The organism is Streptomyces sp. NPDC079167 (genome assembly GCF_040686735.1).
Lineage (GTDB): Bacteria > Actinomycetota > Actinomycetes > Streptomycetales > Streptomycetaceae > Streptomyces.
Window position 1 is genome coordinate 75,780 of record NZ_JBFBLO010000012.1, and the last position, 18,833, is coordinate 94,612.

Genomic DNA, 18,833 nt, shown 5'->3' on the forward strand with positions numbered 1-18,833 from the left:
ACCCCGGAGGCGGATTCTGCCACCAAAACGCTTCACCCCGTACTCATTCGATTACAGAGATGGCAAGACTTTCCGAAAGCTTCAAAACTGTGAAGCGGAAGAAATGTCTCGAACCGGTACGCTACCGGGCAGACCCCGCGCGTGCACGTGCATCTGCCCTTGCATCTGCCGTACGCATTCGGAACCATGGGCCCCGCGCACCTGCGTGCTCGTTCGTGTTGTGCCGCTGTACCCGCAGTGCCCGCCAGAAGCAGTGCCGCTACAGCCGCGAATCCCGGGAGTGCCTCGCATGGGGACGAATGGATCGACGATGCTCGAGCCGTTACGGCAGGGGCTTCCGCCCATCGACCCCTCGGCGGTCGCCGGCTCGGCCTCCTGCACGCTCCCGGCCCGGTTCGAAGCGGTGGGCGGCGCACGGAGGTTCACCCGTACGACGCTGAACTCCTGGGATCTGGGCGACCGCTTCGACGATGTCGCCCTGGTCGTGTCCGAGCTGGTCACCAACGCGCTGCGGCACGCCCTTCCGGCCGATACGGCGCGGGAGCGGCAGGACTCCTCCGTACGGCTGCACCTGATGCGCTGGTCATCCCGCCTGGTGTGCGCGGTGCGCGATCCCAGCGAGAAGGGGCCGGTCGCGGGCGAGGCGCCGGATTCGGCCGAGTGCGGCCGGGGCCTGTTCCTCGTCGAGTCGTTCAGCGACTGCTGGGGCTGGCACCCCTCCCCCGTACCGGTCGGCGACACCCCGCCCGACGGAAGGTTCGGCAAGGTGGTCTGGGCCCTGTTCCGGCTGACGGACCACACGGCGACGGAGCGCCTCGTCCCGGTCGACGCGTACCCCGACAGCCTGTAGTACGGCGCACCCCGGCACATACGGGCGTGCGCCCGGGCGACGCCCCGCGATCGGCCGCCGTACGCGGGCCGCGGCGTGCCGTGCGCTCAGCCGCCCGCGGCGAGGTGGTCGAACTCCCCGTCCTTGACGCCCAGCAGCAGCGCCTCGATCTCCGCCGGCGTATAGACCAGCGCGGGCCCGTCGGGGTGGCGCGAGTTCCGCATCGCCACATTTCCGCCGGGCAGTTTCGCGAACTCCACGCATGATCCCTGTGAGTTGCTGTGTCTGCTCTTCTGCCAGACGACCCCGCGAAGCTCTGTGGCCGCCATGCCGTTGTACACGTGGTGCACAGGACGCTCCCCGAGTTGCAAGGTGCAAGTGTCAACTAGCTCGGATCATAGCTGTGTTCATATGCCAATGCATGAGCAGATGCACGTGCACGGCGGGTGCGCACGCGATTACAGTTTCACCCCCGATCCCCCGGCCCTCTGTTCACCCGTCTTCCACCTCTATGAGGAACAGACGAACGACAAGCCAATTAGGCTCCCACTTCCCCGAGTTGCTCTCTTCACCCCTGGTAGCTTGGCGCGGTCTTTCGGCAGTGAATCCACAAGGGGGAAACTCACCTATGGACAGGTTTCCGCGCTCCGTCGCTCTTGTCGCCGCAGGTCTCGTCGTCGCGTTCGCTCTGACGGCGTGCGGCAGTGACGATCCCGCCGGTGACAAGGCCCCGGACACCGCATCGAGCTCCGGGCAGCCCTCGTCACCCGGAGCCGGCGGCGAGGAGGGCGGCTCCGGGGGTGCGGACGCCGCTGCGCTGGAGGGGACCTGGACGGGCACGGCCGACGGCGGGCCCGTCACGCTCTCGGTCGCCTCGGGCAAGGTGGCGCTCTCGGCCGGCCGGCACATCTGCCAGGGCGAGGTGAAGGACATGGGCGGGGTGATGATCGCGCTGAAGTGCCTCGACGGGAACACCGACCGCACGATGGGCTCCGTCGAGTCCAACGACGGCGAGAAGCTCGTCATCTCGTGGGAAGCCGGGGCCGAGGACACCCTGTCCAGGGCCGACCTCTCCGAGCTGCCCACGGACCTGCCGGATGTGCCCGCTCCCTGACGCCCGCTGCCTCAGGCCCGCCCGCTGCTGATCTCCAGCGCCCGCGAGAAGTCCTCCAGAGCACGGAGCAGCAGGGTGGCCCCGTTGCGTACGAAGGAGTCGGGCGGCGGCCCTTCGGCGGTGTCGCGGCGCGCGAGCGCCTCCCTGACCGGGGCCCAGTCCGGGACGCGGCGTTCCCGTACCGCCTTCGCGCCCTCCTCGGTGGCCCGGCGCAGCGCGTCGGCCAGCCCGGCGGCCTCGGGTACGGGGGTGGCGGAGGCGGCGGGCAGATGGGCCTCCATGAGCATGGCGACGCGGCCGAACTGGGCGAGCGCGTCCTGGGCGTCCGCGGCGGAGGTCCGGGAGATGCCCCGGTGGCGTACGGGTTCGTGCTGGGCCGTCTCCAGCGCCTCCTGCCAGGCGACGCGTGCCTCCCGGGTGGTGAGGAGGGTGGCGCGCACCTCCTCCAGGGTCCTGGACGCGGGATCGGCGTACCGGTCGAGGACCGTGGCGGCGTAACGCCCGTCCGTGATCAGCCAGGTGGCGAGCCTGTCGCGCAGCCGCGGGGTCTCCCAGGCCGGGTAGAGGGCGTACGCCACCATCGCGAGCAGACCGCCCAGGAGGGTCAGCACGACCCGCTCGGGCACGGTCTGGGACCAGTCGTCGCCCGCCATCCCGAGCAGGAAGACGACGTAGGCGGAGACACAGACCTGGCCGACCGCGTACCCGGTGCGCATCAGCAGGTACATCAGGGCGGCGCTGACGAGGGCGAGCGCGGCGGAGAGCTGCGCGTTCGGATGCGAGGCCTGCACGATGCCGGTGGCGAGGGCGACGCCGATCACGGTGCCCATGAAGCGGCCCACGGACCGCGAGTACGTGTGGGTGAACTCCGGGCGCATCACCATCACCGCGGTCATGGGCGCCCAGTAGCCGTGGCCGAACGGCAGCGCCAGACCCATGAGGTAGCCCACCGCGGTCACTGCCGAGACGCGGACCGCGTGACGCAGGACCGTCGATCCCCGGCGCAGTTCGCGGCGCATGGAGCGATGGACGACGGGGACCAGCTTCAGCAGAGTCGGCCGGCGGCGGTGCGGGACGAGCGGCTCGCCGGGCGTCCGGTCGTCCGTGCCGGTCCCCTCGGCGATCTCGATGACGTCGGCGAGCAGCGAGGTGAGCCGGTCGGCGGCCCTGCGCGGCGGGCCGGTGAGGATCACCTCGGTGTCGGGGGACTTCAGCACGGAGAGCGCCGTCTCGTCGAGCCGCACCGGGTCGCCCTGGCGGACCGCCCGGGCGGCGGAGTCGAGCAGGGATCCGGCGGCGCCGAGGATCTCCTGCGCCCAGTAGCGTTCGGGGCCCTCGGCCGGGACCCCCAGGGCGGGGTCCGCCAGCGAGGCGAGGACCGGCCGCAGCCGCTCGGCGACGCCGCGCGCGCCGTGCAGGTCGGCGGGGCGGCGCCGGGCCTGGCGGGGGGTGACGGCGGCGGCGTTGCGCGCGGTCATCAGCGGCACGGGGTCGAAGGGCGCCACCGGGTCGTTGCGCAGCCTGCGGGCGTAGTCGGCCTCGGCGGCCAGGGCGTCCGCGAGCGCGTCGCGCTGGGCACCCCATCTGCGGACCGGGAACAGCACGATCAGCGCCGCCTGGACGAGCCCCCCGAACGCCATCATCGCGGCGTGGGCGGCGGCGTCGGCGGCCGAGGTGGGCAGGGTGACCGTGACCAGCATGATCGCGACGTTCGAGCCGGCGATGATGCCGGCCGTCGAACCCGCCGCCCACGCCATCCCCGCGGTGAACGTCCAGAGGATCAGCAGGGCCAGGAACAACAGGGTGTGGGACACGCTGAGATAGCCGACGAAGGTCGACACGGCCAGGCTGGCTCCGGAGACCAGCGCGAGGACCGGCCGGGGGCGCCAGCTGCGCTGGAAGCTGGCGATGGCCGCCTGGTGCGCGCCGAACGCGGAACCGGCGGCGATCACCGGGCCGAAGAGCGCCAGGCTCACCCCGACGACGAGCGCGAGGCCCGCGGCGCCGCGCAACGCGATGAGCGGTTCGAGACGCCGCCGCTCGATCGTCAGCCCCGAGCGGGCGGTCTCCTTCAGCGCCCGGAGCCAGCTCATGGACCGAGCCTAGCCGGAGGACGGACAACCCAGACTTATGCCGCTCCGCCGACCTATCGGCGGATTTCCGGCCCTCGCCCGCCCATCCGGGCCCGGTCGGCCGCGGCCGTGCCGTGGTTCCATCCCTCCGCGTCGGTCGCCCCGCGCAGCCGGGTCGTGGTGGTCCTCGGGAACATCTGCTCCGCCGTGTCGGTGACGGCGACGTCCCGGGCCGCCAGGACCGGCAGCAGGGCGCCGGCGTCACCGTCGCGGCCTTCCGCACCGGTCTGCGAGCCGGCCGCGGCGGTGACCCGCTCGGTGTCAGCCGCCAGGCGGCTGCCCAGGCGCTGGGCGTACGCCATCAGGAAGGACTGCCGGAAGGTCTTGGTCCGTCTGCGCCCGCCGGCCCGCTGTCCGGCCTCCGCCTTCGTCATCGCCGCGGTGCCCTGCACCAGCAACGAGGTGAAGAGCAGTTCCACGGCCTCCAGGTCCGGCTCGAAGCCCACGACCGTGGTGAAGCCGAGATCACTGTTCCAGACGGCACGGCAGCGGTTCGCCGAGGCGACGGAGTCGAGCAGGACGGCCTTGGCGCTCTCGTACGGGGCGTCGACCCCGATGCGTACGGCACCAGGGGTGTCGGCGCTGTGCGTACGGGCGGCGAGGAGCGCCTCGTCGATGCTGTGCCGGGCCATCAGCTCCTGCGCCTTGGTGGTGAGCGCCTCGGCCTCCTCCGGGAAACCCGTCGCCTCCGCCTTGGCCAGCAGCGCCCGGATCCTGGTGAGCATGCGCGGTTCACCGTGGGCCGGCGGCCGGTACGGAGCGTCGGCCGCCGCGCCGGGCACCGGCCCGACCGGCTCGACGACCGGGAGCCGCAGCAGCAGGCGGTACAGCTCCAGGAGCGCGGAGGCGTACGTGAAGCGGTCGGGCCGGTTGCGCGGCGCCGGAGCGGGCATGGCGGCGAGCTGGTCCGCCCAGCGCGGGGGCAGCCGGGCGTAACCCGCCGTCTCCCCCGTGATCAGGGCGGAGGCCAGAGCGGCGCCGTCCTCGTCCAGCTCACGGCGGACGGTCCGTACGACGTCGGCGGGCTGCCAGCCGCGCGTCCAGGCGCGCCGGACGAACTCCTGGCCCCGCCGGTGCAGCTCCTCGTCGGCGGACGGGTCCGCGGCGAGGAGGGAGGCGCCGGTGTCCAGGCCCGCGTCGCCTTCCGAATACAGGGCCGCGGCACACGCCCGGTCGATCACCGATTCCATCCGGCCAGCGTAAGGGCTGTCCCCCGGGCGGCCGGGCGCTCAGTGTTCGCCGGGGAGCAGGACGAGCTTGCCGCGCACGTGTCCGGCCTCGCTCAGTTCCTGGGCCCGTGCCGCCTCAGCGAGCGCGAAGGTCCGCTCCACGGGGATCCGCAGACCGCCGACCGCGGCCGCCTCCGCGTACTCCGCGAGCCGCCTGCCCTCGTCGGGACCGCTCCCGCCGCCCGCGGAGAAGGCCACCCCGTAGTGAGCCGCGTCCGGGTCGGCGATGGTGGTGATCCGGTCGGCCGTACCGCCGCGCAGCTCGACCGAGTCCGCCAGCGCACCCCTGCCCGCCACGTCGAACACGGCGTCCACGCCCTGCGGCGCGGCTTCCCGCACCCGGTGCACCAGCCCCTCCCCGTACGCCACCGGGACCGCGCCGAGCACCCGCAGATAGTCGTGGTTGGCCGGTGAGGCGGTCCCGATGACCGTGGCGCCCCGGGCGGCGGCCATCTGGACGGCGGCGGAACCGACCGCGCCGGACGCCCCGTGCACCAGCAGGGTCTCGCCCGCGGCCACCGCGAGTTCGTCGAGCACCCGGGCGGCGGTCGCGGTCGCCACGGGCAGCGCCGCCGCCTCCGCCCAGCCCAGCCCCTCGGGCTTGGGCGCGACGGAGCCCACGTCGGCCAGGACGTACTCCGCGTAGGCGCCGGTCGTGCTCCGGCCGAGGACCTCGTCGCCGACCGCGAACTCCGTGACACCGTCACCGGTCTCGTCGACTGCACCGGCGAACTCGCTGCCGGGCGTGGCGGGCAGGGGGGTGGGGAACGCCGCCTCCATCCAGCCGTTGCGGATCTTGTGGTCGACCGGATTGACCCCGGCGGCCCTGACCTCCACCCGGATCTGCCCGGGGCCGGCGTGGACGTCGTCGACCCGGGCCGGACGCAGAACCTCGGGCCCGCCGAACTCCTCGTACACGATCGCTTCCATCACCGTCTCCTCCACGCCTGCCGTGGCCCCGGTGCGCCCCGCGCGCACCACACTCCGATCCTCGCGGCAGCCGGGCGCGTCCGCCCGGCGAGGCGGGGCCCCTGTCAGTGGCGGGTGCAAGACTCGGCCCATGACCGAACGCTGGGCTCTGGCCGTCGCGGAAGGCGGCGGCGCGCTCCTCGCGCCGCTGACGCGCGAAGGCCTGCCCGCCGGTCCCGTACTGGCCGAGCCCGACCTCGCCCAGTCCGTCCGTTCCCGGCCCGGGGTGGCCCGCTGGGTCTGGCGCTCGACGGCCGGCGTCTACCCCCGGCTGCTCGCCGCGGGCGTGCGGGTCGACCGGTGCTACGACATCGAGTGCGCCGAGCTGCTGCTGCTCGGCCACGAGGGGCGGCTCGGGGAGCCCCGATCCGCGGCGGCGGCCTGGGCACGGCTGCGCCGGGCTCCGGTGCCGCCCGATCCGCCGCCCCGCTCGGCGGAGCCCGGCTCCCAGTCCTCCCTCTTCGAGCCGCGCTCCGGCACCGATCTGCCCTTCGAGGCGCTGATCGAGGTCTACGCCGAGCAGCTGCGCCGCCACGAGGCGACGGAGCACCCTGGCAGGATGCGGCTGCTCACGGCCGCCGAGTCCGCGGGCATGCTGGTCGCCGCCGAGATGAACAGATCCGGGCTCCCCTGGCGCGCCGATGTCCACCGTGAGGTGCTGGACGGCCTGCTCGGCGAGCGTTACGCGGGCGGTGGCGAGCCCCGGAGACTGGCCGAGGCCGCGGAGGAGGTGTCGGCCGCCTTCGGCAGACGGGTGCGGCCCGATCTGCCGGCCGATGTCGTGAAGGCGTTCGCGCAGGCCGGGATCAAGGTCAGGTCGACCCGGCGGTGGGAGCTGGAGGAGCTCGACCACCCGGCGGTGGAACCGCTGATCCGCTACAAGAAGCTGTACCGCGTCTGGACGGCACACGGCTGGAGCTGGCTCCAGGACTGGGTGCGTGAGGGCCGCTTCCGCCCCGAGTACCAGCCGGGAGGCACGGTCAGCGGGCGCTGGACGACCAACGGCGGCGGGGCGCTGCAGATCCCCAAGGTGATACGCCAGGCGGTCGTCGCCGACGAGGGCTGGCGGCTGGTGGTGGCGGACGCCGACCAGATGGAGCCCCGGGTGCTGGCCGCGATCTCCCGCGACCGGGGGCTGATGGAGGTGGCCGGACACGAGGGCGACCTCTACAAGGCCCTGTCCGACCGGGCGTTCCACGGCGACCGCGACCACGCCAAGATCGCGCTGCTGGGCGCGATCTACGGGCAGACCTCGGGCGACGGCCTGAAGAACCTGGCGGCGCTGCGGCGACGGTTCCCGCACGCCGTCGGCTACGTCGACGACGCGGCCAGGGCGGGCGAGGAGGGCCGTCTCGTCCGCACCTGGCTGGGGCGCACGAGCCCGCCCGCCGCCGGGGCGGAAGAGGACGGGGAGGCCGGCATCCCGCAGGAGAGCGACGAGCCCCCGGCCGGGGAGAGCACCGGCACCTACGGCTTCACCCCGGGCTATGCCTCGCCGAACGCCCGGGCGCGGGGCCGCTTCACCCGCAACTTCGTGGTGCAGGGAAGCGCGGCGGACTGGGCGCTGCTGCTCCTTGCGGCGCTCCGGCAGAGGCTCACCGCCGAGGGGATGCGGGCGGAGCTGGTGTTCTTCCAGCACGACGAGGTGATCGTGCACTGCCCGGCCGGGGAGGCGCCCGCGGTGGTGGAGGCGATCCGCGAGGCCGGTGAGCTGGCGGGCCGCGTCACGTTCGGGGAGACACCGGTGCGGTTCCCCTTCAGCACGGCGGTCGTCGAGCGCTACTCGGACGCGAAGTGACGGCACCGCCCGCTGCGAGGGGCCGCCCGCGCTGGGCCACGCCGGAAGCCCGGACCGGGGACGGAGTCCCGGCCCGGGCCGCTGCCGCGTATCTACCCGCGCTCCCACAGCGCGGGGACCAGCGGCGGTTCCCACCCGGCGATGGCGGAGTGTGCCTGGAGACAGCGGAAGGAGACGCCGTCGTAGGTCACCCGGTCACCGGCCCGGTAGGAGGTCCCGGCCCTCCAGGTGCCGCCCGGCGGATCGGTGGGCGGATCGGTGGGCGGATCGGTCGGGTCCGGCTGCTGGTCGACATCGAGCACGAAGTCGAAGGTGCCCTGCCGCCCGGACCCCGCGGTGCGCACGTTCATCAGCAGCGCCGGATCGTAGAGGGCGTCGGTGGCGTTGCGCGGTTCACCCGGGAAGTAGAGCTGGGTGGTGAGCACGGGGCGCCCCGGCGCCTGGGCCTTCACATGGACGTGCCGGGTGCGCCCGGGATACAGGCCCGCCACCACCGTGGTGAGCGTGAAGGCCCCCTTCGCGTCGGTGAACTGGTGTCCGCGGAAGGCGAACCCGCTCATGTCGTACGCCCCGCCGGCGTCCGCCTGCCAGAAGTCGAGGAGCACTCCCGGCAGTGGCTTGCAGGCCCTGCCGAACACATACCCGCTGACGGTGAGCGGGGTGCCGGGGGTACCGGACGTCACCAGGCTGGTCCTGAGCGGGGAGTCGGGCTTGAAGTAGGGCCCCTCCATCTGCTCGGGGGTGGGGTCGTCCCCGTCGTCACAGGCGGGCGTGAGCGCCAGGGGGGCGCCGCCGGCGCCGGTGTCACGGGCCAGGGCGATGCCCCCGCCCGCGATCAGCGGCACGGCGCTCGCCGCGACGGCGGCCCGCAGGAGGTTCTTGCGGCTGATCGGGCGGCCGGGAGGTCCGGCCTCGGAGGATGAACTCTCGGTCATGGCTGCTTCCTCGGTGTACGGGGTTTCCCCGGACGCGGGTGTCTTGTGAGCCTCGGCTGCGCGCCTCGTGCGCGGAGCGGCCGTCAGACCCGCTGCCAGAGCGCGGGCACGTTCGGCGGCTGCCAGCCGGCCTGCGCCTGGTGGCCCTGCAGACAGCGGTAGCTCGCACCGCCGTACGTCACCATGGCGCCGGCGGCGTACGTCGTCCCCGCGGCCCAGGTGCCGCCCGGCTCGGTCGGCGGGTCGGTCGGATCGGTGGGCGGGTCGGTCGGCGTACCGCTGGTGACGAGGGTCAGTCCGTAGGCGGCCAGTGCCGGGTTGACCGGCTGGTAGTACGTCGTACCGCCCTGTGAGCAGTTTCCGGAGCCGCCGGAGGTGACTCCCTGCGCCTGGCTGCCCGAGATGAACGAGCCTCCGGAGTCACCGGGTTCGGCGCAGACACTGGTGCGCGTCACACCGGAGATGGTGCCCTCCGGGTAGGTGACGCTGGTGCCGTGCTGCTGGATGGTGCCGCAGTGCCAGCCGGTCGTGGAACCGGAGCGGCAGACCGAGGAGCCCACAACGGCCTGGGTGGACCCGGTGACGGTGACATCACCGTTCCCGTATCCGTTCACCAGGGCGCGGGGCGTCCAGTTGGCGTTGGTGGCGACCCAGGCGTAGTCACGGCCGGGGAAGGTGGAGCCCTGGAAGGAGCCCTGGGCCTGCTGGTTGGACCCGGTGGTGGTGACACCCGGCGTTCCGCAGTGCCCTGCGGTGACGAAGCCGTTCTGGGTGCCGCGCTTGACGGGGAAGCCGATGGAACAGCGGCCGGTGCCGTTCATGTAGTACGCGTCGCCGCCGCGCAGATCCGCGTAGGTGCGCGGCTGTTCGGCGGAGCGGTTGACCTGTACGAGATCGCGGGAGACCCCCGCCCCCGCCAGGAAGCTGTCCGCCGCCGACGTACGGGCGGCGTTGACGACCACGCGGTTCGTGCGGACGTCGACGTACCAGGACGGCACGTCCTTCGGTGCCTTCTTGAGCGCCACCGCGTCAAGCGCCGCCTTGGCGGCTTCGAGGCGGTCCAGGCCGTGGCCCACGACCTCCGCGCGGGCTCCCGCGGCGGTGATCCGCCCGACGTCGGCGCGGTCGGTGGTGGCGACGACGAGGACGGCGGCCCCGTCGCTCAGCCGGGCTCCGGCGAAGTCCGCGCCGAGGGACTTCTCCAGCGCCGCCGCGACGGCCGCCGCCCGGTACTCGTCCGCTATCCGGTCCTTGGCCTCGTCGGCGTCGAGGCCGAGGTCACGGCTCATGGCTTCGATCAGTCCCGGCGAGAGCCGGTCGGCGGCGGCAGGAACGGCGCCGGCCGGCTGGTCGGCCGAGGCGACACCGGTCAGACCGGCGAGGGCGAGCGCGCCCACCGCCACGGCGGCGGCTCCTGCGGCGAACGCGCGTCTGCGGAGCACGGTTGTCTCCACGTCACTCTCCTTGTGTTCGGGGGGCGTCGGGCTCCGGGGGAGCGGAGCCCGGGTGCGAACTGCCGAAAAGGTAGCCGCGAACAGGCCGGGGACAGGAGATCCCGTCCGCCCCCTACCACCGCGTTATGGGGCGCGCCCGGAGCCGTGCCCGGGCAGGGCGCCGCACCGCTATAGGCTCCGGCCATGGCGACGCACGAGCACGAGATCACCGAGCCCGTCGACCTCTGTCTGTCCGACGGCAGCCTGAACCCGGCGGCGGTCGGCTGGTCCAGGAAGCCGCTGCACCGGGCCAATCTGCGGGGCTGGGGCCGGACGAAGCGGTGGGAGTACTGGTGCGTGACCACGCCCACCCATCTGGTGGCCCTGACGGTGAGCGACCTCGACTTCCTGGCACTGAACACGGTCTACGTGCTGGAATTCGGCCCCGGAGGACGCGAGTTCGAGTGCTCCTCGATCGTCCCCGCCGGCCGGGGCGTCCACCTCCCCGACACCGTCGCGGGGGCACCGGGCTCCGAGGACGTGGTCGTCGGCCCCGCCCGCCCGACCGGCGGCAAGGTGCGCGTCGAGATCCGTGACGAGAACGCCGGCACGAGGCTCCGGGCCCGGTGTCTGACCCCGGAGCGGCTGCCGCTGGAGGTCGGCCTCCTGGTGTCGCGGCCGGAAGGACACGAGTCGCTCTCCGTCGTGGTGCCGTGGAGCGAGCAGCGCTTCCAGTACACCTCCAAGCACACCGCGCTCCCCGCCTCCGGCCGGGTGCGGATCGGCAACGATCTGCTGACGTTCGGCGGGGAGGACACCTGGGCCGTCCTGGACCACGGCCGCGGACGCTGGCCTCGTACGGTCGACTGGAACTGGGGCGCCGCGTCCGGCCGTACGGACGGGCACACGGTCGGCCTCCAGTTCGGCGGACGCTGGACGGAGGGCACCGGCTCCACCGAGAACGGCCTCTGTGTGGACGGCCGGCTCACCAAGATCGGCGAGGAGCTGGACTGGCGGTGGTCCGTCTCCGACCCCCTGGCCCCCTGGACCCTCCGTACGCCCTCGTCCGGCCAGGTGGACCTGACGTTCACGCCGTTCCACAACCGGGCCGTGCACACGGACGTCGGCCTGATCGCCAACCGCACCGACCAGTGCTTCGGTCACTACGACGGCCGGATCCGTACCGACGAGGGGACCGAGATCGCCGTGGAGCGGCTGCTGGGCTGGGCCGAGGACGTCCACATGCGCTGGTGACTCCCCCGCGCGGGACGGCACGGGTAGGTTTCCCCTCATGCATATAGGCCCGCTCCTGGGCTCGGGACGCACCGCCGACGTGTACGCACTCGACGGCCCCTGGGTCCTGCGCCGCTACCGCGACGGCATCGACGCCACCGGTGAACTGGCCGTGCTGTCCTACCTCTCGGCCTCGGGCTACCCCGTCCCCCGCATCGGCCCGCCGGCCGAGGAGGCGCTTCCCACCGATCTGGTGATGCGCCGTCTGACCGGGCCGACGCTGGCCGAGGCGCTGCGGGCGGGCACGGTCACCGAGGGGACGTGCGCCGAGCTGCTGGCGCGGCTCCTGCGGGAGCTGCACGCGCTCCCTCCACGGCTCTCCCAGGACCCGGATGACCGGATCCTCCACCTGGACCTCCACCCGGAGAACGTCGTCATGACCTCCGGCGGCGCCGTGGTGACCGACTGGCTGACGTCCGGTGAGGGCCCGCCCGAACTGGACCGAGCCATGACATCGGTGATCGTGGCTCAGGACGCCCTCGATCCCACGTCCCCCGCCGGCGATCAGCTCCGGGAGCTGCTGGCGGCGCTGCTCTCCCGGTTCGCGGACGACGGCGGCGTGCCCGCCGACGCCCTCGCCCGCGCCACCGCCCTGCGTGCGGCGGACCCTCGGCTCACCGCGCACGGGACGGCGGTGCTGGACGAGGCGGCGGAGCTGGTCGCCTCGCTGGCGGCCTGACGTCGCTCCCGGGGCCGGTCAGCCGTTGAGCGCGTACACCAGAGTGACCACCGGGAAGGGCCACACCACCGCGCCGAGCAGGGCCAGCCGGCCCATCGGGGTCATGCGGCTCAGCGGAGGCGAGCGGTACAGGCCGGTCAGTACGGCCGCCCCCGCGGCGAGAACCCCGGCCGCCCCCAGCAGGAACGCCACGGGTGACTCACCGGAGGCAGCGCCCCACACCGACACCATCAGCACCATGCACCCGAGGAAGAACAGCGCGGCGAGGGGCACGGACCAGATCAGGGCGACCAGGAGTACCTGGCCGTTCGTGGCGGGACGGGGGCGGGGCGCGGGCGCCGTGGAGGCGGGAGCGGGGAGTGCGGGGAACATGCGCGGGCTGCCTTTCAGCACTGCGGAGTACGTGCCTCCACTCTGCGGCGGCCGGCTCCCCGCGGCATGCGCGCGCATACTCAGGTCCTGCGGGCCACGGCACTCATTCCCCGGGGGAGGGCGCGCTGCGGCTGCCTACGGGCCCGTCACAGCCGGGAGTCCGGACGGCCGGCCCCACTCGCTCCACGATCCGTCGTACACGGACACCTCGCCGTAGCCGGCGAGTTCGGCACCCAGTGCGAGGACGCATGCGGTGACGCCCGAGCCGCAGCTGACGACCAGGCGCTCACGCTCGCCGAGCAACGCGCCGAACACCGCGCGCAGTTCGGTGGCCGGGAGCATCCGGCCGTCGCGCTGGATCTCCCCGAACGGCAGGTTCAGCGCCCCCGGCATGTGGCCCCGGCGGAGCCCCGGCCGGGGCTCGGCCACCGTACCGGCGAAGCGTTCCCGGGTACGCGCGTCGAGAACAGCCGATCCCGGGTCGGCCAGGGCGGCCGCCACCGCATCGCTGCCGACCAGCATCCCCTCACGGGGGCGGGCGGTGAAGTCCCCGGTACGCCCGGCACAACCGGGAGCAGGACCCTCCTCCACCGGAAGCCCGGCCGCGGCCCAGGCGGGCAGTCCGCCGTCGAGCACCGCGACCCGGCCGAAGCCCATGGCGCGCAGCATCCACCAGGCGCGGGCACCGGAGTAGACACCGGCGGCGTCATAAACGACGACGGTGTCGGTGCCGTCGACCCCGAGGGCGCGCATCTCCTCGGTGAAGCGCCGGGCGCCGGGCATCGTGTGCGGCAGTGGCACGGTGTGGTCGGACATCGCGCCGTCGATGTCGAAGCGCCGGGCCCCCGGGATCCGCCGCTCCGTCGCGCGGTGCGCTCCCACCGATGCGTCGAGGACCACGAGCCCACCCAGCCGTGCCGCGAGCCATTCGGGACCGACGAGCGGCCCGGGCAGGCCCCCCGCGTCGTCTCCGGTCATGACTGTCCGCCCTCCTCCGCCCTTACCAGCCGTCCGATCCTAAGCCCGGGTCAAAAGCGCCTCAAGCGATCCGGATCTTACGGAGCAGCGCCCAAGTGGCCGCCGCCCAGGGCTTTTTCATCACCGTACGCCCGGTTGCCAGGCCGAGGGATCTGCGTACCATCGAGCTCCAACGGCGGCACACTCCACAGGACGAGAGCGCTCTCAGAACGCTCCTGCCCCTCCGCCGGCTCCGTGTCCTGTTCTCCCCCCACAGAAAAGGTACGCAGACATGGCCTCTCACCGCGCACGCAGATGGTCGCCCGTCGGGCTGGCTCTCCTGCTCTCCGCCGCACTCGTCGCCGCGTTCCTCCTCACCACCACCGGGCCGGGCATCCACCGGGCGGACGCCGCCGCGCAGACATGGGCCGACGAGTTCGACGGCGCCGCCGGCAGTGCTCCGGACTCATCGAAATGGACCCTGGAGAAGGGAGGCTCGGGCAACGGGAACAACGAGTTGCAGTACTACACGGACAGCACCCGGAACGCGTCCCTGGACGGGAACGGCAACCTGGTGATCACCGCTCACCGGAACAGCGACTCCGGCCTCCAGTGCTGGTACGGCACCTGCCAGTACACCTCCGCCCGGCTGAACACCGCGCAGACGTTCACCCAGGCGTACGGCCGCTACGAGGCCCGGATCAAGATCCCGCGCGGCCAGGGCATCTGGCCGGCCTTCTGGATGCTCGGCGACGACCTCGGCAGTGTGGGATGGCCGAACAGCGGCGAGATCGACATCATGGAGAACGTCGGCAAGGAGCCGGGCACCGTCCACGGCACCATCCACGGCCCCGGCTACTCGGGCGGCGCCGGCATCGGAGCCGCGTACAGCCTGCCGGACGGCCGGGCCTTCGCCGACGACTTCCACACCTTCGCGGTGGACTGGAGCCCTAACGCCCTGGTCTGGTCGGTCGACGGCCAGACCTACCAGACGCGCACCCCCGCCGATGTGAACGGCAACAAGTGGGTCTTCGACCATCCCTTCTTCATCGTCCTGAACCTGGCCGTGGGCGGTAACTGGCCCGGCAGCCCCGATGGTTCCACCTCTCTCCCCCAGACGATGACCGTCGACTACGTACGGGTCTCCGCCTCGGACGGTTCCGGCGGCGGCTCGGGTACGCCCGGCCCGATCAAGGGCATCGGCGGCATGTGCGTCGACGTCGCCGGCGCCTCGGACGCCGACGGCACCCCGATCCAGCTGCACGGCTGCAACGGCGTCGACGCCCAGAAGTGGACCTTTGCCGACGACGGATCCGTACGGGCCTTCGGCAAGTGCCTGGACGTGCGGGGCGGTTCCACCGCCGACGGAGCAGCCGTCCAGCTCTACACCTGCAACGGGACCGGGGCACAGAAATGGGTCCACACCCAGGCCGGCGACCTGACCAACACCGGGGCGGACAAGTGCCTCGACGCCACGGGCGGCTCCTCGGCCGACGGCACACGGCTCCAGATCTGGACCTGCACCGGCGCGGCCGGCCAGAAGTGGACCGTCGGCTGACCACCGGGGCCGCCAAGGTCCGCACCGTCGGCACCCTGCGCGACGGGGGACGGGCGCAGGCCTTCCGGTCCCGTCGCCGCTGATCACCCCCTGCTCGAAGGCCGTCCACGCGGCGACGCCGGACGGCAAGGTGTACGGCTTCGCCTACGCCGACGTGGCCGACTCACCTCGCACCTCCAGGACACCGCGCCCACCGGGGGGCTGACGCTGACGCCGTTCTGGACGGCGGCCGGTGTCCGCTCCCCCATCGGCGTACGGAAGCCCCAGGTCACGGGGGCCTGGGGCTTCCGTACGCCCGCATGTCGCGCCGGCCCGAGTTCGGCATCCTCGCCCTGCTGCCCCTGTGGCTCCGGTACGCCCTGGGGCATCCAGTACGCCCTGGGGCATTCCGCGGTCCGACCGGGCTGATGGTCTTCGTCGGGAGAGACCACGGGCAGCGCGGCGACGCACGTGACCCCGGCGCAGGCCCCAGCACAAGCAAAAGCCCCAGGTCACGGCGAGTGAGTCCTGAGGCTTCTACAGAGCCGCCTTCGGGATTCGAACCCGAGACCTACGCATTACGAGTGCGTTGCTCTGGCCAACTGAGCTAAGGCGGCACGCTCTGGCGCACCATGGTGCGGTCAGCAGCGACGCCAAGTCTACACAGTTTCCAGGGGTGCTCCGCACCACCCGGCGCCGCTGCCGTATCCGCAGGTCAGGTGCACTTCTTGCCGTCCTTGGGCGGCGTGCCCTCCAGGAGGTAGGTGTTGATCGCCGTGTCGACACAGTCGCTGCCCCGGCCGTACGCCGTGTGCCCGTCGCCCTCGTAGGTCAGCAAAGTGCCGGAGGAGAGCTGCTCCGCGAGGGACTCGGCCCACTTGTACGGGGTGGCCGGGTCCCGGGTGGTGCCGACCACGACGATCGGGGCGGCGCCCTCCGCCTCGGTGCGGTGCGGGGTGCCGGTGGGGTCCACGGGCCAGGAGCCGCAGTTCAGCGCGGCCCAGGCGAAGCCCCTGCCGAAGACCGGGGATGCCTTCTCGAATTCCGGGACCGCGTTCTCCACCTCTGCGGGGCCGGCGAAGGCGGGGGCCAGGTCCAGGCAGTTCACGGCGGCGTTGGCGAACATCAGATTGGCGTACTCGCCGCTCGGCTCGCGCTCGTAGTAGCTGTCTGCCAGCGAGAGGAGGCCGGCGCCGTCACCGCGCTGAGCCGAGGCGACGGCCTCGCGGAGCTGGGGCCAGGCGGACTCGTCGTACATGGCGGCGATCACACCCGTGGTCGCCAGGGATTCGGTCAGCTTCCGGGTCTCACCGGTCGGCACCGGCTCGGCGTCCAGATCACCGAAGAGCTTCTTCAGGGCGGTCGCGGCCGCCGTGGTGGACGTGGTGCCGAGCGGGCAGTCGGCCTGCTTCACACAGTCCGCGGCGAACGACTGGAAGGCCGTCTCGAAACCGGCGGTCTGATCGCGGTTGATGTCCACCGCGGGGAGCGAGGGGTCCATCGCCCCGTCCAGGACGAGGCGCCCCGCCCGGGCGGGGAACAGATCGGCGTAGGTCGCGCCGAGGAACGTGCCGTACGAGGCGCCGACGTAGTTCAGCTTCTCGTCTCCGAGCAGGGACCGCAGGATGTCCATGTCACGCGCCGTCTCGACCGTGGACACATGCGGAAGGATCTTGCCGGAGCGCTTCGCGCAGCCGTCGGCGAACTTCTTGAAGGACTTGTTCAGCTCGGTGACCTCGCCCTTGTCGTCCGGAGTCTGGTCGACCTGGGTGTAGGCGTCCATCTCCTTGCCGGTGAGGCACTCGACCGGTTCGCTGCGGGCCACTCCGCGCGGGTCGACGGCCACCATGTCGTACCGGGCGCGGACCGGGGCGGGATAGCCGATGGCCGCGTACCCCTGGAGGTAGCCGACGGCCGAGCCGCCGGGACCGCCGGGGTTGACCAGGAGCGAACCGATCCGCTTGCCCGGTCCGGTGGCCTTCTTCCGCGAGACGGCCAGTTTGACGTCCCCGCCGTCGGGCTTCGCGTAGTCGAGCGGTGCCTTCATCGTGGTGCACTGGAAGCCCTCCACGCCGCAGTCCCGCCAGCGCAGCTTCTGCGCGTAGTACGGCTCGAGTTCCTCGGCGACGGCCGAACCCGTCGCCGACGCGCTCGGCGCCGAACTTCCGCTGCTGCAGCCGGAGACGAGGAGGCCGGCAGTGCCGAGCGCGGTGGCGAAGATGCGTAGCAGGCGCCTGGTGTCCATCCCCGGAGCGTAGCCGCCGTGTGACGACTCGTCCGATTCCCTGCTCATACGGGTGAATTCGCACCCCGGGGCGGTCCACAGGTGGACGCCGGCTCAGCCCGCCCGGAGCGCGACCGCCATGGCCTCCACGGCAAGCAACGGCGCGACGTTACGGTCGAGGGCGCGGCGGCAGGCGATCACGGCCTCTATCCGGCGCAGGGTGCGCTCAGGGGTGGACGACTCGGCGATCCGGTCGAGGGAGTCCCGGACGTCGGTGTTGGCGAGGGCGATCCGGGAGCCGAGCTGGAGTGCCAGCACATCGCGGTAGAAGCCGGTGAGCTCGCTGAGCGCGAGGTCCAGGCTGTCGCGCTGCGTACGCGTCCTGCGGCGCTTCTGCCTGTCCTCCAGCTCCTTCATCGCACCCGCCGTCCCGCGAGGCATCCGGCCCCCCGCGACGCCGCCGAGCGCCGCCTTCAGGTCGTCCGTCTCCTTGACGTCGACCTCCTCGGCGACCTGTTTGGCATCGTCGGTCGCCGTATCGATCAGCTCCTGGGCCGCCTTGAGGCAGCCGCCGACGTCATGGACGCGCAGCGGAAGCTTGAGCACGGCGGCGCGGCGGGCACGGGCCCGCTCGTCCGTCGCCAGGCGTCGCGCCCGGCCGATGTGCCCCTGGGTGGCACGGGCGGCCGACGCGGCCCGCTCGGGGTCGATGCCGTCCCGCCTGATCAGCACCTCGGCCACGGCGTCGACCGGGGGCGTACGGAGCGTGAGGTGACGGCAGCGGGAGCGGATCGTGGGCAGCACGTCCTCGAGGGAGGGCGCGCAGAGCAGCCACACCGTGCGGGGCGCGGGCTCCTCCACCGCCTTCAGCAGGACGTTGCCCGCGCCCTCGGTGAGGCGGTCGGCGTCCTCCATGACGATGACCTGCCAGCGGCCCACGGCGGGGGACAGCTGGGCACGGCGGACCAGCTCACGGGTCTCCTTCACACCGATCGAGAGCAGATCCGTCCGGATCACCTCGACGTCGGCGTGGGTACCGATCAGGGCCGTGTGGCAGCCGTCGCAGAAGCCGCAGCCGGGAGCCCCGCCCAGGGCGCGGTCGGGGCTGGTGCACTGGAGCGCGGCGGCGAAGGCACGGGCGGCCGTGGACCTGCCCGAGCCGGGCGGGCCCGTGAACAGCCAGGCATGCGTCATCTTGGAGCCGGGCGGCACCGGCTCACCTGCGGACACGGCGGTCACCAGGACATCGGCGTCCCGGGCGGCGGCACCGAGCTGCTCCTGCACCCGGTCCTGTCCGACCAGGTCGTCCCAAACGGTCATGGTCACCGCCCT

The 18,833-nt window shown here is 72.7% G+C and carries 16 protein-coding genes, 1 tRNA gene and 1 pseudogene; 7 read left to right on the forward strand and 11 right to left on the reverse strand.

Features of this window, described 5'->3' with window-relative positions:
• The first annotated feature begins 289 nt into the window (after positions 1-289).
• Positions 290-850: an ATP-binding protein gene (locus tag AB0P41_RS25015; protein ID WP_365934268.1), complete on the forward strand. Its 561-nt coding sequence runs from the start codon at positions 290-292 to the stop codon at positions 848-850.
• A gap of 86 nt (positions 851-936) precedes the next feature.
• Here the strand turns inward: AB0P41_RS25015 and AB0P41_RS25020 are convergent, their stop codons facing one another.
• Positions 937-1,179, reverse strand: coding sequence for a DUF397 domain-containing protein (locus tag AB0P41_RS25020; protein ID WP_033296523.1), 243 nt, complete (start codon positions 1,177-1,179; stop codon positions 937-939).
• Positions 1,180-1,457: 278 nt separating this feature from the next.
• Here AB0P41_RS25020 and AB0P41_RS25025 point away from each other — a divergent pair, with 278 nt between their 5' ends.
• Entirely contained in the window at positions 1,458-1,943 is a 486-nt protein-coding gene (locus AB0P41_RS25025; RefSeq protein WP_365934270.1) for a hypothetical protein, read from the forward strand.
• Between the two features lie 11 nt (positions 1,944-1,954).
• On the opposite strand, the gene AB0P41_RS25030 is transcribed toward AB0P41_RS25025, so the two are convergent.
• Genes AB0P41_RS25030 through AB0P41_RS25040 form a run of 3 tightly spaced genes read right to left on the reverse strand, consistent with a single transcriptional unit; the run spans position 1,955 to position 6,234 of the window.
• Positions 1,955-4,036 carry an FUSC family protein gene (locus AB0P41_RS25030; RefSeq protein ID WP_365934271.1) on the reverse strand — a complete coding sequence of 694 codons (2,082 nt, stop codon included), beginning with the start codon at positions 4,034-4,036 and terminating at the stop codon, positions 1,955-1,957.
• 53 nt (positions 4,037-4,089) lie between these two features.
• Positions 4,090-5,265, reverse strand: coding sequence for a DUF2786 domain-containing protein (locus tag AB0P41_RS25035; RefSeq protein WP_365934273.1), 1,176 nt, complete (start codon positions 5,263-5,265; stop codon positions 4,090-4,092).
• 39 nt (positions 5,266-5,304) lie between these two features.
• A complete protein-coding gene (locus AB0P41_RS25040) occupies positions 5,305-6,234 on the reverse strand; it encodes an NADP-dependent oxidoreductase (RefSeq protein ID WP_356713825.1) in 930 nt (309 codons plus the stop codon).
• 130 nt (positions 6,235-6,364) lie between these two features.
• On the opposite strand from AB0P41_RS25040, the gene AB0P41_RS25045 reads away from it, so the two are divergent.
• The gene (locus AB0P41_RS25045; RefSeq protein WP_365934274.1) at positions 6,365-8,071 is read left to right on the forward strand and encodes a bifunctional 3'-5' exonuclease/DNA polymerase; all 1,707 of its coding nucleotides are present in this window, start codon (positions 6,365-6,367) and stop codon (positions 8,069-8,071) included.
• Positions 8,072-8,163: 92 nt separating this feature from the next.
• On the opposite strand, the gene AB0P41_RS25050 is transcribed toward AB0P41_RS25045, so the two are convergent.
• Positions 8,164-9,006 carry a carbohydrate-binding protein gene (locus AB0P41_RS25050; RefSeq protein WP_365934275.1) on the reverse strand — a complete coding sequence of 281 codons (843 nt, stop codon included), beginning with the start codon at positions 9,004-9,006 and terminating at the stop codon, positions 8,164-8,166.
• 83 nt (positions 9,007-9,089) lie between these two features.
• Positions 9,090-10,460, reverse strand: coding sequence for an alpha-lytic protease prodomain-containing protein (locus tag AB0P41_RS25055; protein ID WP_365934277.1), 1,371 nt, complete (start codon positions 10,458-10,460; stop codon positions 9,090-9,092).
• 183 nt (positions 10,461-10,643) lie between these two features.
• On the opposite strand from AB0P41_RS25055, the gene AB0P41_RS25060 reads away from it, so the two are divergent.
• Together AB0P41_RS25060 and AB0P41_RS25065 are read left to right on the forward strand one after the other, a co-directional pair.
• Complete coding sequence (locus AB0P41_RS25060; protein ID WP_356713830.1) at positions 10,644-11,693, forward strand: DUF2804 domain-containing protein; 1,050 nt, start codon at positions 10,644-10,646, stop codon at positions 11,691-11,693.
• A gap of 37 nt (positions 11,694-11,730) precedes the next feature.
• Positions 11,731-12,411, forward strand: a complete 681-nt coding sequence (locus AB0P41_RS25065; protein WP_365934279.1) for a phosphotransferase — start codon at positions 11,731-11,733, stop codon at positions 12,409-12,411.
• Between the two features lie 18 nt (positions 12,412-12,429).
• On the opposite strand, the gene AB0P41_RS25070 is transcribed toward AB0P41_RS25065, so the two are convergent.
• Together AB0P41_RS25070 and AB0P41_RS25075 are read right to left on the reverse strand one after the other, a co-directional pair.
• On the reverse strand, positions 12,430-12,783 hold the full coding sequence (locus tag AB0P41_RS25070) for a hypothetical protein (RefSeq protein ID WP_356713832.1): 354 nt from the start codon (positions 12,781-12,783) through the stop codon (positions 12,430-12,432).
• Positions 12,784-12,918: 135 nt separating this feature from the next.
• Positions 12,919-13,761 (reverse strand): sulfurtransferase, encoded by an 843-nt coding sequence (locus tag AB0P41_RS25075; RefSeq protein WP_365934280.1) that lies wholly within the window; start codon positions 13,759-13,761, stop codon positions 12,919-12,921.
• Positions 13,762-14,032: 271 nt separating this feature from the next.
• On the opposite strand from AB0P41_RS25075, the gene AB0P41_RS25080 reads away from it, so the two are divergent.
• Both AB0P41_RS25080 and AB0P41_RS25085 read left to right on the forward strand, forming a co-directional pair.
• Entirely contained in the window at positions 14,033-15,298 is a 1,266-nt protein-coding gene (locus AB0P41_RS25080) for a family 16 glycosylhydrolase (protein WP_356713834.1), read from the forward strand.
• A 94-nt stretch (positions 15,299-15,392) separates the two neighbouring features.
• Positions 15,393-15,517, forward strand: a pseudogene (locus AB0P41_RS25085) (glycosyl hydrolase); the annotation flags it as partial.
• 303 nt (positions 15,518-15,820) lie between these two features.
• On the opposite strand, the gene AB0P41_RS25090 reads toward AB0P41_RS25085, so the two are convergent.
• The 3 genes from AB0P41_RS25090 to AB0P41_RS25100 all read right to left on the reverse strand — a co-directional run bounded on the left by AB0P41_RS25090 (position 15,821) and on the right by AB0P41_RS25100 (position 18,821).
• Positions 15,821-15,894: transfer RNA gene (locus AB0P41_RS25090), tRNA-Thr, on the reverse strand.
• 98 nt (positions 15,895-15,992) lie between these two features.
• Entirely contained in the window at positions 15,993-17,522 is a 1,530-nt protein-coding gene (locus tag AB0P41_RS25095; RefSeq protein WP_356713835.1) for an alpha/beta hydrolase, read from the reverse strand.
• Positions 17,523-17,615: 93 nt separating this feature from the next.
• Entirely contained in the window at positions 17,616-18,821 is a 1,206-nt protein-coding gene (locus AB0P41_RS25100; RefSeq protein WP_356713836.1) for a DNA polymerase III subunit delta', read from the reverse strand.
• Between the last annotated feature and the right edge of the window lie 12 nt (positions 18,822-18,833).